General features: G+C 45.5%; 13 protein-coding genes and 1 pseudogene. 5 read left to right on the top strand and 9 right to left on the bottom strand.

Annotated features, from left to right (window positions below):
- The 4 genes and pseudogenes from V6C93_RS38135 to dndB all read right to left on the bottom strand — a co-directional run.
- On the bottom strand, window positions 1–349 hold a 349-nt coding region (locus tag V6C93_RS38135; protein WP_349262656.1), incomplete at its 3' end, for an AAA family ATPase.
- A gap of 324 nt (window positions 350–673) precedes the next feature.
- Window positions 674–2,245 (bottom strand): annotated as a pseudogene (dndC, locus tag V6C93_RS08580) (DNA phosphorothioation system sulfurtransferase DndC); the annotation flags it as partial.
- Window positions 2,246–2,303: 58 nt separating this feature from the next.
- Window positions 2,304–2,696 carry an endonuclease domain-containing protein gene (locus tag V6C93_RS08575; protein WP_333476237.1) on the bottom strand — a complete coding sequence of 131 codons (393 nt, stop codon included), beginning with the start codon at window positions 2,694–2,696 and terminating at the stop codon, window positions 2,304–2,306.
- Window positions 2,697–2,870: 174 nt separating this feature from the next.
- Window positions 2,871–3,917 carry a DNA sulfur modification protein DndB gene (gene dndB / locus V6C93_RS08570; RefSeq protein WP_333476236.1) on the bottom strand — a complete coding sequence of 349 codons (1,047 nt, stop codon included), beginning with the start codon at window positions 3,915–3,917 and terminating at the stop codon, window positions 2,871–2,873.
- Window positions 3,918–4,094: 177 nt separating this feature from the next.
- Between dndB and V6C93_RS08565 the strand changes: the two genes are divergently transcribed.
- Both V6C93_RS08565 and V6C93_RS08560 read left to right on the top strand, forming a co-directional pair.
- Window positions 4,095–5,330 (top strand): DNA sulfur modification protein DndB, encoded by a 1,236-nt coding sequence (locus tag V6C93_RS08565; RefSeq protein ID WP_333476235.1) that lies wholly within the window; start codon window positions 4,095–4,097, stop codon window positions 5,328–5,330.
- 79 nt (window positions 5,331–5,409) lie between these two features.
- Entirely contained in the window at window positions 5,410–5,703 is a 294-nt protein-coding gene (locus V6C93_RS08560; RefSeq protein WP_333476234.1) for a hypothetical protein, read from the top strand.
- Between the two features lie 63 nt (window positions 5,704–5,766).
- Here V6C93_RS08560 and V6C93_RS08555 read toward each other — a convergent pair whose 3' ends face one another.
- Window positions 5,767–5,997: a helix-turn-helix transcriptional regulator gene (locus V6C93_RS08555; protein WP_333476233.1), complete on the bottom strand. Its 231-nt coding sequence runs from the start codon at window positions 5,995–5,997 to the stop codon at window positions 5,767–5,769.
- Between the two features lie 120 nt (window positions 5,998–6,117).
- Between V6C93_RS08555 and V6C93_RS08550 the strand changes: the two genes are divergently transcribed.
- The gene (locus V6C93_RS08550; protein ID WP_333476232.1) at window positions 6,118–6,369 is read left to right on the top strand and encodes a hypothetical protein; all 252 of its coding nucleotides are present in this window, start codon (window positions 6,118–6,120) and stop codon (window positions 6,367–6,369) included.
- Window positions 6,370–6,678: 309 nt separating this feature from the next.
- Window positions 6,679–7,173, top strand: a complete 495-nt coding sequence (locus V6C93_RS08545; RefSeq protein ID WP_349262655.1) for a GAF domain-containing protein — start codon at window positions 6,679–6,681, stop codon at window positions 7,171–7,173.
- Window positions 7,174–7,184: 11 nt separating this feature from the next.
- On the opposite strand, the gene V6C93_RS08540 is transcribed toward V6C93_RS08545, so the two are convergent.
- Entirely contained in the window at window positions 7,185–8,390 is a 1,206-nt protein-coding gene (locus tag V6C93_RS08540) for an RNA-guided endonuclease TnpB family protein (protein WP_333476230.1), read from the bottom strand.
- Between the two features lie 412 nt (window positions 8,391–8,802).
- Window positions 8,803–9,405, bottom strand: coding sequence for a thioredoxin family protein (locus V6C93_RS08535; protein WP_333476229.1), 603 nt, complete (start codon window positions 9,403–9,405; stop codon window positions 8,803–8,805).
- A gap of 53 nt (window positions 9,406–9,458) precedes the next feature.
- Here V6C93_RS08535 and V6C93_RS08530 point away from each other — a divergent pair, with 53 nt between their 5' ends.
- The gene (locus V6C93_RS08530; RefSeq protein ID WP_333476228.1) at window positions 9,459–9,863 is read left to right on the top strand and encodes an NIL domain-containing protein; all 405 of its coding nucleotides are present in this window, start codon (window positions 9,459–9,461) and stop codon (window positions 9,861–9,863) included.
- Window positions 9,864–10,062: 199 nt separating this feature from the next.
- Here V6C93_RS08530 and V6C93_RS08525 read toward each other — a convergent pair whose 3' ends face one another.
- Both V6C93_RS08525 and thiD read right to left on the bottom strand, forming a co-directional pair.
- Window positions 10,063–10,638: a hypothetical protein gene (locus V6C93_RS08525; protein WP_333476227.1), complete on the bottom strand. Its 576-nt coding sequence runs from the start codon at window positions 10,636–10,638 to the stop codon at window positions 10,063–10,065.
- A 147-nt stretch (window positions 10,639–10,785) separates the two neighbouring features.
- A complete protein-coding gene (gene thiD, locus V6C93_RS08520) occupies window positions 10,786–11,604 on the bottom strand; it encodes a bifunctional hydroxymethylpyrimidine kinase/phosphomethylpyrimidine kinase (protein WP_333476226.1) in 819 nt (272 codons plus the stop codon).
- Window positions 11,605–11,857: the final 253 nt, after the last annotated feature.

Here is an 11,857-nt window from a genome sequence, read left to right as displayed (position 1 = left end):
AGACTTTTAGGGTATCGCGTCCGTTTTTGGGTTGCTGTGTCCAGGTACGATGGATGCGAAATTCAGTAGGCTGGGGTGCGTTGTTGAGGGTTTGCTGGAACGCAAGTTCAATGCTCGTGGGTTCGTCGTCGGTTTGACGGTTGACGCACTGACTTAGGAAGTCGCTGTAGGATAAGTTGCCACGGGTGGAGCATTGGGCGCGTTTTCCGTAAAGTGCTAGACGGATGGCGTCGATTAGGGTAGTTTTGCCATCGCCGTTCATGCCACCAAACAGGATGATAGGCTGCTCGTTGTTAGGGGAAGTGAGGTTGATGGTGTGCTGACCTCGATAGGGGCCGAAATTCTGCAATACTAATTCTGTGAGGATAAGGTGGGGAATCCCTTTTGGTCTATAGTCTTTTTGCGTTTCGGGGTGAGGAACGCTAGTAGTTTCGAGGTTGTAGGCGGCTTGGGAGTCGGAGGCAGTGGGTGAGGATTGAGCTTTGCCGAATTTTAATTCTGCCCAGGAGTTAGGTTGAGCGATCGCATTTGTTGGCTCATCTGTTGCATCTGAATCTTGGGTTAGCCCCCTTACTCCTTCCTTACCCCCCCAGCCCCCCTTGTTAAGGGGGGAGTTATTCTGATTCTTGTTCCCCCCTTGATAAGGGGGGTTAGGGGGGTGGTGCAAGATTTGAGTTGGCTCGGATTGAGTCGCTCTATCCGTTGTCAGTTGCTTGACGGTATCAACGTCACCTTGGGTTGCAGCCTGTTTAAGGTTTCGAGTGCGATGAGCATTGTCTAGGGCTTCGTCTTTGGAGCCGAAATTAATTTCGCAGCATTGTTCTAGTTCTTTGTAGAGTCCAACACGACGAGACATGGTTTGGAATTGACGCTCGGTGTCGAGGAGTCGGTTCATGAGTTCGAGATGGATGGAATCCTCACACAATTCTGTCAGGATGCTCCATTCATCAGCACCCAGGTAGCCATTGCCTGCATTGCGGCGCGGATCGGGGAAAATTTCACCAGTAACTTCTTGGTAGATGTGGGGAAGTGAGTCGTCAAATTCGTGTTTTTCTTCTAGCCAGATACGTCTAATTTCACTCAGTTCTTCCAGAGAAATGAGTTCAATATCTTGCATTTCTAAGGGGGCTTTTTGACGGACTTCTTGCTGAGTTTCTAGAAGTTTTCTTAACAAATCCTCTCGATATTCCTTAATATAAGGCCCAGGAACATTGGTTACTTCTTTCTCTTTTGAGCCTTCTGCATTACGCTCAAACAGTTGAACCTTTCCGGTAATACGACGAAAATCTCGATTTTGCCGTTCCTGCTCTAGCTTTTTATCAGTATGAAAGTCTAACTCATCTCGAAAATCTAAGAGGGGTTGCATCCAGTCTTTTGACTCATCATTGAGAACCATTGCCTCCATTGATTTATCATGATCGACCAATGTACAAACCCAACAACCGAATCTAGAGCTGCCGCAACTGGGGGTTGAAGTATCAATAACTAAAGGACATTCGTTATCGGCAGAAGCTCCACGATAAATTTGAAAAAGCTCTTTGTTACTGTATCCCCAAGGATTTTCCCATTGCATTAAATACAGCCAAACCTGGTCGTTAGTCCAGTCCTCAATGGGTGTATAGATGAGAGAATTAGGCAAACTGGCATTAGGGCTGAGGCGAGCGCGTATTCGCTTCTGTGCGTGTTTCGCCATTGTAGAAGCTCGCTTTTGGCTTTCGGCTTTGCGAGTGCCAAGAATTAAGATGGTTTCACCATTTTCACGAACAATGTCTCGGACAAAGTGGTTAGCCGGATTGATTTTAAGACGTGCGGTACACCATCTAAATTTCTGACGAGGAGCCGGATACCCTTTACCCAACAAGTTAACCCAGAAAGTATCTTCTAGCTCAGGTTTCAGCGGATGGGCTTGAAAGGGTAACTTCTCAGTCTGAGCGAATGTTTCCATACGTTTCAAAGACTGGTGTACCCAAGCAGAAATAATCGGATTTTCAACTAATGTATCTGTTGAAATAATGTGAATGGGTTTCGTTCGCTTCTTTTTGGGTAATGCAGAGATGGCGTTCCAAACCAGTTGAAGCGCGGCAGTACTATCCTTGCCACCGGAGTAACCAACAACCCAGGGAACTTCATCCAAAAGATACAGTTTTTGAATTTCAACCGTTAGCCACTTAACATCTTTGCTAACAGACTCTGCCAAAATAGGTTGAGCTGAACTCTGATTGTCAGCTTCTTGAATGAAGTTCATCGTTGAATGCTTCCTAACAGCTTTTCTTCTTCGGACGTTAATGAGGAATTTAGCCCCCCTAGCCCCCCAATTCTGGGGGGAACCGAGCTTCTGCTACTTTGACAATGTGCGCTAGAACGGTTTGCAGATCGCTCAAAACAGCTTCGTTTGTAAACCTCAACACTCGATAGCCAAAAGCCTGAAGCTGCTCCGTGCGAGCGTTGTCATAGTCTTCTTGCTGCCTATGAATGTCTCCATCAACTTCAATTACTAACTTGCAGGATGGACAATAAAAATCCACTATAAAACATCCCACTGGATGTTGAGAGCGAAACTTGAGTTCTGCCAGTTGACGACGGCTCAAAAAGCTCCATAAGTGAGCTTCTGCGGGAGTAAGCTGTTGACGCAAGCGACGAGCAGATTGCTCAATGGGCTTTGTAGTACCGCGAATTCTATAAGAGTTTTTTTGCATTTGTACAGTGGGATAGACAATACGGATAGGACTTACGCAGCCTTATAAATTTCGCCCCCCTAACCCCCCAACTTTGGGAAAACCGGACTTCAAAGTCCCCCAGAATTGGGGGATTTAGGGGGCGGAGAAATGTAATCGGGATGCTAGAGGAAATCAAATAGCTTTGAATACGTTTCAGACATCCTCCAAGGGTAAAGCTAGAGCTTTTTTGAGGTAGCCAATCATAAAACTTCTGGAAGTTCGATTGTTGTGGACGCTGCCGCCAACAATGACTGACCCTTCCCAAGCAGGATTAGTGCGTTCCCAGTTTATACTCTGTAGAGGTTTGAGCCGATCTGCCCAATCATTGGGATACAGCGAAAGCAGAGCAGCACCAGCACCACCCAATCCAACCAGTGTTACTGCATGGCTATGAACGTAATCTCGGCGTAGTTCACCCGCAGACACTTTTTTATTTAAAACATCTTGCCAATCAGACATTTGAGCAGCTACAGCGTTCCAGTATTGTGATGCCAAACGGGTCTGTTTGTCAAAATCAACATCCTTGTAATTAGCAAGAAGCAGATTTGTTGCTGTATAGATGCCACTGAGGGTAAACAGCTTACTGGAGCGTGGTGGTAAGCTGCTCCGCTCTGTATCCGTCAGTTTGTCGAAGATTTTCACCGCTTTCATCACCATTTTGGATAGAACAGCTTTGCGATCGCGGTGATCGTAGAGGATATTGAGTGATGGATCGGGACGAGCTGCATAGCGGTTGAGATCGGTGAACATCTGTTGCGATCGCTTCAGCCCTATATCTAGGAAGAAGACGACCGAAATTGTCTCATCCCCGATTTCCGGGTTCTCTTTCAGTGCCATCTCAAATGCTGCGCGGCGATGCTGTCCGTCATTTATGACAAACCGGGCGTCCATTGGAATCTTCAATGTTCCAATATCTTCTGAGCTTTCTAAGCTAATTGGTTCAAACTTAATGTCAGCGTTGATTGAAACTGTGATGGCAGAGAAGATGTAGCTTTCTGGATTGTCCAAAATGTATTGAGCAATTTCTGGTATTCTTGCTCGATTCAACGTTCGCTGCGCCCTCATCTCGGCTGGAATCTCCTCATCATCAAAGGAGAACAGCTTGGAAATTAGCCGAACAGGACACATAGAAACATAGTACTCACGCCCTGCCTGAATCCCCCTAATGGCGGGAAAAACATACTCGAACGGAAGAGCCATAGCTTAGGTGTTTTGTATCATGAGCTTTAAAGTAACATACAGTATATTGAAATCAACAAAATAGTATGTTATAAAAAAAATACAAACCGCGCGTGTAAAACGTCCAAATTCAGGTGTTGACACGTTTATTTCCGTGTGACATATTTTATTTGTAGTTTCTCACACGGTAAATTTTCTATGTCACCTTTAGAAGTTGATGGCTCCTTAGCCAGTAATGGTGTGCAGTCTAATAGTGTGCAGCCTGAAGCGGAGGTATCTGCTACTGATTTCTTCAGCCGTTATCACTTGGATAGTATGCGGCAGGGGAAGCACTGCTATCCAGCTCTGAAATTTGAGCAAGGTGGGCGAACAATGTTGCAAATCAATGTACCTGCGGGTGATTTGCCAACACTTCTCAAACCCAAGCCTACCGATCCCAATAAAAACGATCCTCACGCTGGCAAGAATCGTCCGATCGACAGTAAGCACGCTGAAGAAATTAAGGACTACGTTGTTACTCGTGCTGAAGCTGGGAAGAAATGGATTTTAGGGACACTAACAGCCAATATTGATCCGAGGAAAATTGAATATCAAGAGATTCCTGGGCTGTGGAATATGTATCTAGTGAGAATTCCCAGAGGAATATCCCTAGATATCACCGATGGGCAGCATCGCACTCGCGCCATCCAAGAATTAATCATGAGTGAGGGCGACAAGCGCGACTTGATTAGCGAAGTGAAGTTTCCGATCACTCTTGTGCTTGAAGCGGATGATCGCCAATCACAGATGGACTTCCGTGACATGGCTCAAACAAGACCCATTCAGAAGTCACTTCTAGTCTCTTTTGGGGCAAATGGTCGTGATGGAATTGCTCAAGAGGTAGTTGAACAGGTTTCGATGTTCCGCAGAAAAACTGAGTTAATTAAATCTACTCCCGGATCTGGCAGTAGAAATATTTACACCATCAACTACATTGCACAAGTAGTCAGTCTTGCCTTTGAAAATGAGCTAAAAGCTCAGCTTCTAGATCATGATGTCACAACTTCAGCAGAAGTTCTGAGTAATTGTCTCAATCTATTCTTCTCAGAATGCCCTGAAACAAAGGATGTTTCTGAAAAAGAGCAACTTGATTCTCAAGAGGCAGGTGCTTTCAGAGAAAGCTGTTTACTCGGTACAAGTGTTGGGCTAGAAATCTTAGGGCGGTTATTACATCATGCATATGACCAGGACAACAACTCATTTGATGAGGAAGAAGTCTTGACAATTGCAGGACTTGATTGGTCGCGTGAAAGTATGCTCTGGCGCGGTAATGTGGTCAGGGAAGATACGAACCCTAAAGATTCAAGCAAGCCGTTCAAAATCTCTGCCAGTGCCACCAACGTTTCAGGTGCTATCAGAAACGCGAAAGAAGAATTGGGCTGGAACAGGAAGTAGACAATCCTGTTGTAGGCATCGTGTGGTAGCTATACGGTGCCTACATATTTATTGAAGTTCAAGCTTTGGAGGTTTAGCCATGAATCCGCTTATGGATGCTTTTCTTCAAGACATGATCGGTTTAGAAAGACAGCGTAATGCTTTGCAGGATGATCGAATCGATGCACTTGAGCATAGATTTGATCTCACTGTTCAATGGTTCCAAAACCAAATCCAAGGATTTCAGGAACGATTAGAACAACTAGAAACTGAAAATACATATTTGATGATGATTCATCATCATCAAGAAAATACAATTTTTGAATTGCAGTGTCGAGCAGATCCTTATTCATCAGATGGAAATGCAATCTGTAATTCAGTCTATGAGGAGTGATAAAGGTTTTCACACTTATTGCAAGTACACTCCAGAATCTAATCAAATCAAAATCCCTTTTTATCACTGAGTCGATCGCCCCAAATACAACCTAATAAATTCTTCTGCTGCATCTGGCTCAATCTTCTCAAGCGCATCCCGAATCTCAAGCACCGCATCCGCCGCCGGATCAGCCATTTCATTCACCCAGCGGTGAACGTTCCCCCGCCGAGTTCCCATCATCACAGCGACGCGATTTTGGCTAATGCCATAAGTTTCTAACACCTGCTTGAGGGCTTGCCCTGCTTTTCCCATGCCTCAGATTGTGTCAAAACCTGATGACGAAGTAAATGTCTCTTATAGGTGACACAAGGTGTAGAATAGGGATGTCTCTTATATGAGACTTATTTACAATCAAGAACCAGGTAAACCCCAATGGCAGAATTTCTACCCAACACCCACGAAACCCCAACCCCACCTAACTCTGACGACATTCCCACACAGCCGCATCGAAAACGAGAACGCATCAAAATGATCGTCATCGGCTCACCCAAAGCCGTTAACAGCGTTATTCGCAAGCAATACGTTCTCGGCTTCGCCAACGCGACAGAATGGAGTCCCCTGCAACCTACCTCCAATTCAGACGAGGTAATGAGTGTATTGAGACGACAAATTTTGATAGATTGATATCTTTGAATTTGTCAAAAAAGCTCATTGAATATCTACCAAGGGGTAACAGCAGCTACCTATGCCCCTTGGTAATTCGTACTTCCACCCCTAGTTGCCAAAAAAACAATTAACTCAATGCCCAACTGTTGTTGAGCCTGGTTATTCTTGGTAAGAGCTAACCTATCCGATTTGGGAGTTGAAATTGCTCACACCAAATCTCGTGTGGTTGGGTAGATTTTAGATACGAGGATTGACGAGTAATGAAGTTTCACTTTAACAGGATTACCAACTATCCTAGAAATTCAAACGAATCTTAATTTCCATCGTATGTCCGAACGGGGTTTACAAAGAGTAATCGAGCGTATTGCAGGCACTCTAGTAAGAGATTTCATAGTGCAAACAAGTGTAAAGGATTTAAGGGAGGTTCTTAAGGTCGATCGCGTAGTCTTATATTATTTTTATTGTGAGTGGGAAGGTCGAGTTACCTTTGAGTCGTTGAGTTCTGATGAGTTTTCTATCCTCGGCTCAACCGGTCCCGACGAGTGCTTTAATCATGAATATGCCCAAATGTATCTCCAAGGAAGGGTAAGAGCGATCGCAGATATTGAAACCGAACCCATCCATCCGTGCCACCGAGATTTTCTGCGAAGTTTCCAAGTTCGTGCTAACTTAGCCGTACCAATTGTGAAGAGGGAAAGGCTATGGGGGCTGTTAATCGCTCATCACTGCCAGGATACTCATTCCTGGTTAGCATCCGATATTGAGGCCATGCAAAAAACAGCAGGAACCCTAGCAATGACTCCTTCGATTCAAGAGAGTTAATGGTGAACTACCTACAGTGACGCTTCGCGTACACTGTAGGCTTCCTGCCCAACAGAAAGCGTAGTAGTAGATTTCTTTCGTCCTCTACTACTGCGACTTACATCTGGGCGACAGGCTTTATCCCCTGTTCCAGAGGTCAAGATTCGTAGTCCCTCATCCCTGAGATTGATTGCGGCGTTAATGTCCCTATCGTGAGTAGCTTTGCAGTTTCCACAAGTCCAATGTCTTACATCAAGCGGCAGGCTACCAACTTGATTAAGGCATACATGACAGGTCTTGGAGCTAGGAAAGAATCTATCAACTTCTTGGTAGACTTTCCCTTCTGCCTCTGCCTTGTATTTGAGCATAGTGCAAAACATTCCCCAGCCAACTTGATGGATAGCTTTGGCAAGGCAATGGTTTTGCATCATCCCTTTGACATTAAGATTTTCTACTACAATTACTTGGTTTTCGTTGACTATCCTACGCGATAGCTTGTGCAGAAAATCTTCACGACAGTTCGTAATCTTTCTATGGACTCTCTTCACCTTCTTTCTTGCTTTATGACGGTTGTTAGAACCTTTCTGTTTTCTAGAAAGCTGCTGTTGCTTGAGCTTTAAGTTCTTTTCGTGTAACTTGAGTATAAGAGGGTTGTCAAACTTAGAGCCATCACTGGTAACAGCAAAATGGGTCAGTCCTAAATCAATACCTACTGCCTTGCCATCACGGTTTGACTCCGGCTTGTCTTTACCGTCATCAAATAGAATCGCGGCGAAGTACTGGCTAGAGCAGTTTTTAGATATGGTTACAGTCTTAACTTTGCCCTCAATGGCTCTATGAATAGTTGCCGATACATTGCCTATCTTGGGAATAGTTAAATAATCGTCTGCAACTTTGACATTTTGAGGATACTGAATTGACTGCTTGCCGTGCTTTGACTTAAAATTAGGGTATTTCGTCCTTCCCTCAAAGAAGTTATTGAAGGCTACTCCCAAATTCAAGCAAGCTTGCTGTAAGCACTGTGAATAAGTCAGAGTTAACCAATCATGTTCTTTCTTTAACTGTGGAATTAACTTCTTAACGTCATACCCTGACAGTCCCTTACCTGTCTGTTTGTACGTCAGGTTCATCAAGTTCAGACAATAATTCCACAGCCAACGGCAGTTACCAAAAGACTGTTCTAGTGACTGCTGTTGCTGTGGATTAGGATATAGCCTGACCTTAACGACCTTAAGCATCTTAGAGTGAATCCCATTTACTCTAAGTATGGCACAATCTTGACCACAATTCATCTCAACGCTGACTCTTACGAGTTCAGCGTTGAGATGAATTGCGGAAGAAGCTAAAAAGTCATCATAATTACTAATTCGTAATTCGTAGTTCGTAATTAAAGACTCGTTAGAAACCCCAATTTTTGGGGATGGAAACTCTTCCTGTTGCCTACCACCTTTAGAGGTGGGGGAATCTTACTCCCACTGAACTACTCCCACTGAACGTGAGCAGCGACCAACTAGTCACTGCTCACTGGCGTAACGGCTTACTGTTGAATGACCGTAGAAACCGCTGTTGGGTGCGATATATTCCTAAATTCCTGTTAGCCACCACAGCTGAACTTCCCCCATTCAGTTTATCCAAGTGGATAAGGTGAATTTACGGCTGCACCTGAGCACCGTGACTACGGGGGTCATCTTGAGAGGTATTGTTTGCAGATGCGGGGGTGTCAAGAGCAGAAACTTTTCCGCTGCCTTGGGTATAAGGTAGAGGAAGAGCGGCAACTAAAGCGTCTAAATTCGCCTCCAAGATACTACGCGGTTGTTCCCCAATCGCCTGAGCGATCGCTTTTCCTTCTTCACCAAAAAACACAAAATGGGGAATACCATCCACCCGATAATTGAGGATTTCTGGTAACCACTTGCTGTTGTCCACATTCAGCATCACAAAATTAACAGAATCCGCATATTTCTCCTTGAGTTCGCCTAGATCGTTCGCCATCGCCTGACAGCTGGTACACCAGTTAGCATAGAACTCCATGAATGTTGGTTTACCATTGCTCAGTGCTACTTCGAGGGGAGTAGATGCCTCAGCTTGGGCATCGAGAGACGTTGCACCCGTTTGGGTTTGGGTTGCCAAAAACAAGGTAATACCCAGAGCAAACGCCACCAGGGCAATTAAAAAATTTCGGATGCGTTGACCAACGGTGGTTTCAGGTGTCTGGGAGGAGGTTGGTACAGAGTCAGGTGTATTCGTAGCCATGCTTAACCGAGCTGATAAATCGTTACATTTCACAAAAACAATCTAACAAGACCATGAAAAAACGGGTAACGCTAACTTTTCCTAAACGCACGATTCAAATGCCCGTGACTTACCGACTGGCAAAAGATTTCAATGTGGCGGCAAACATTATCCGCGCCCAAGTAGCACCCAATCAAATCGGGACGCTGGTAGTGGAATTGTCGGGGGATATAGATGAGTTAGATGCAGCGATTGAGTGGATGCGATCGCAGGATATCAATGTTTCCCTGCTGGGACGCGAAATTTTAATTGATGAAGAACGTTGTGTCGATTGTGGCTTATGTACGGGTGTCTGTCCCACCCAAGCCCTGACTCTTGACCCGGAGAGCTTCAAACTTAACTTTATGCGATCGCGCTGCATTGTTTGTGAGCAGTGTATCCCGACCTGCCCGGTTCAGGCAATTTCTACTAATCTCTAATACTGGGACTCTGTCGCGCTGGATGCGATCGCGATGAACATGGTAGATGCTTGCGATCGAGCTGCTGACCGACTACCAGGTCGTGTGAGTGAGCGTGTTTTGCAGCGAAGCGAGTGGCTGGTCAAAAAATACAATCATGACACAGCAACTAAATATTCAACAAGGGAGCAGCCCATAATCCATGAATCAGCACAACCACTTAACGATTGTTGGGATTATTGCTGTTATTTAACAGCGGTCGCACAATCAAAAATCCTAATCCGAAAGCAGTCAATACAATTAGTAGGATAGCTACAAGTAACATCCAACCACTGACATCTGAGAGCCCCTCTGAAGGTGGAGTACGGCGAGGACGTTCCTCCTGTTCAATCACGAGCGTCTCTGTGTAAGGGGGGGGAACTGGTTCGGGGTTCTGGGGAGGGGGTACAAATTCCTCTGGGATACTGGCGGCTCTAGGGGGCGGTGGAGGGGGTGCAACAAAGCGGGGTTCGGGAGGTTTGGTAGACTGAGGTCGAGGCACTTCCGCGTCGCTCACCGACCCAAAAGAAGCCACAATCTGCTGGAGATGTTGAGCTGACTGAACAACTTTTTCGACTTGTTGCCGCAGCTGTTGATTTTGCTTGACTAACTGGTGATTTTGAGATTTGAGGGATTCTACCATATCCCGTGATTCTTGCAACTCAGCCGCGAGTTCTCGATACACTGAAATAGGGACAGATGGGCTGTATGGATTGGATGGTTTTTGGTTGTAACGGTCAGTTGGCGGGGTTTGCATAGAAGGATTAATCTACAGATGAGAGGATATGGGTGTAGCAAACTTCTGTAAGGCCACAATAGTGGAATTATGAGTCCAAGCTCAGCAATTTTTTCAGAAATTTGCCATCTATTCAACCTTACGGGTGCACCCTTGAAATTCAGAGGGTTAGGAGCGCAACAAGGGAAAAAAGTGCCCCACTGGCCCAGTTCCCTGACCAATGTCTAAAGCATAGTTTAATGCCGTTGTGACATAATCTTTGGCTAATCGCACCGCAGACACGGGGTCTTTCCCTAAGGCGAGATTAGCAGCGATCGCACTACTTAGCGTACAACCAGTCCCATGCGTATTGCTGGTTTCCACCTGCTCCGTTGTCAGTGTGAATAAATCCTTGCCATCAAACCATACATCAACCCCGCGCAGGTTGCCTGTCATTCCTCCCCCTTTGACGAGGACAGCGCTGACTCCCAGTTGATGAATGCGTTGGGCTGCCGCTTGCATATCCTCGAGGGTATTAATCTCCAAACCACTTAAAATCTGAGCTTCGTAGCGGTTAGGGGTGACAATTGTGGCGAGCGGAATCAGGAAATCTCGTAAACACTCCACAGCCTGATCATCAATCAGTTGGGCACCCGTCCGTGATACCATCACCGGGTCTACCACCAGGGTATTCAGACCGAAGGTTTTCACGGCTTGAGCAACAGCCTTAATAATTTCTTGATTGAGTAACATCCCAGTTTTCGTAGCCTGGACGCCAATGTCACTCACCACAGCCTCGATTTGAGCCACTACTGCCTGTGCTGGCAGGGCATCCACCCGCGTCACACTCTGAGTATTCTGTGAAGTTACACAAGTCAGGGCACTGGTTCCATGAACGCAGTGAAAAGCAAATGTTTTTAAATCTGCCTGAATCCCTGCACCGCCGCCGCTATCGGAACCAGCAATCGTTAAGGCGATCGGTACACTCGATTGAGTTTGACGCGTCATACTAAGAAGAAAGACCGATTGTTGTTATTTCTCATTCCTGAATTATTATCCCTATAGGGAGAGTTGACATTTAAACGTTGGGCTGGGTAAAAACACGAATTTGGATCAAGAGCCGAACGGAGGAATTTGGCACCCTAGTGAACTGATTAGGGTGATTCAACCTCTATTTCGACTTCTCAACTCCGATTTAAGCCTAAAAGTAGATGACTCCCCGAAGCAACACCGTTTTAAAAAAATTTGAGTTTTGAGGAGC

The organism is Allocoleopsis sp. (genome assembly GCF_036703385.1).
Lineage (GTDB): Bacteria > Cyanobacteriota > Cyanobacteriia > Cyanobacteriales > Coleofasciculaceae > Allocoleopsis.
The sequence above is the reverse complement of the archived record's forward strand: the minus strand, read 5'-3'. Positions and strand labels throughout refer to the sequence as shown.

Excerpts from the sequence above, each read along its gene's own strand:
- V6C93_RS08575 (WP_333476237.1), bottom strand. The coding sequence starts at position 2,696 with ATGCAAAAAAACTCTTATAGAATTCGCGGTACTACAAAGCCCATTGAG.
- dndB (WP_333476236.1), bottom strand. The coding sequence starts at position 3,917 with ATGGCTCTTCCGTTCGAGTATGTTTTTCCCGCCATTAGGGGGATTCAG.
- V6C93_RS08565 (WP_333476235.1), top strand. The coding sequence starts at position 4,095 with ATGTCACCTTTAGAAGTTGATGGCTCCTTAGCCAGTAATGGTGTGCAG.
- V6C93_RS08560 (WP_333476234.1), top strand. The coding sequence starts at position 5,410 with ATGAATCCGCTTATGGATGCTTTTCTTCAAGACATGATCGGTTTAGAA.
- V6C93_RS08555 (WP_333476233.1), bottom strand. The coding sequence starts at position 5,997 with ATGGGAAAAGCAGGGCAAGCCCTCAAGCAGGTGTTAGAAACTTATGGC.
- V6C93_RS08550 (WP_333476232.1), top strand. The coding sequence starts at position 6,118 with ATGGCAGAATTTCTACCCAACACCCACGAAACCCCAACCCCACCTAAC.
- V6C93_RS08545 (WP_349262655.1), top strand. The coding sequence starts at position 6,679 with ATGTCCGAACGGGGTTTACAAAGAGTAATCGAGCGTATTGCAGGCACT.
- V6C93_RS08540 (WP_333476230.1), bottom strand. The coding sequence starts at position 8,390 with ATGCTTAAGGTCGTTAAGGTCAGGCTATATCCTAATCCACAGCAACAG.
- V6C93_RS08535 (WP_333476229.1), bottom strand. The coding sequence starts at position 9,405 with ATGGCTACGAATACACCTGACTCTGTACCAACCTCCTCCCAGACACCT.
- V6C93_RS08530 (WP_333476228.1), top strand. The coding sequence starts at position 9,459 with ATGAAAAAACGGGTAACGCTAACTTTTCCTAAACGCACGATTCAAATG.
- V6C93_RS08525 (WP_333476227.1), bottom strand. The coding sequence starts at position 10,638 with ATGCAAACCCCGCCAACTGACCGTTACAACCAAAAACCATCCAATCCA.
- thiD (WP_333476226.1), bottom strand. The coding sequence starts at position 11,604 with ATGACGCGTCAAACTCAATCGAGTGTACCGATCGCCTTAACGATTGCT.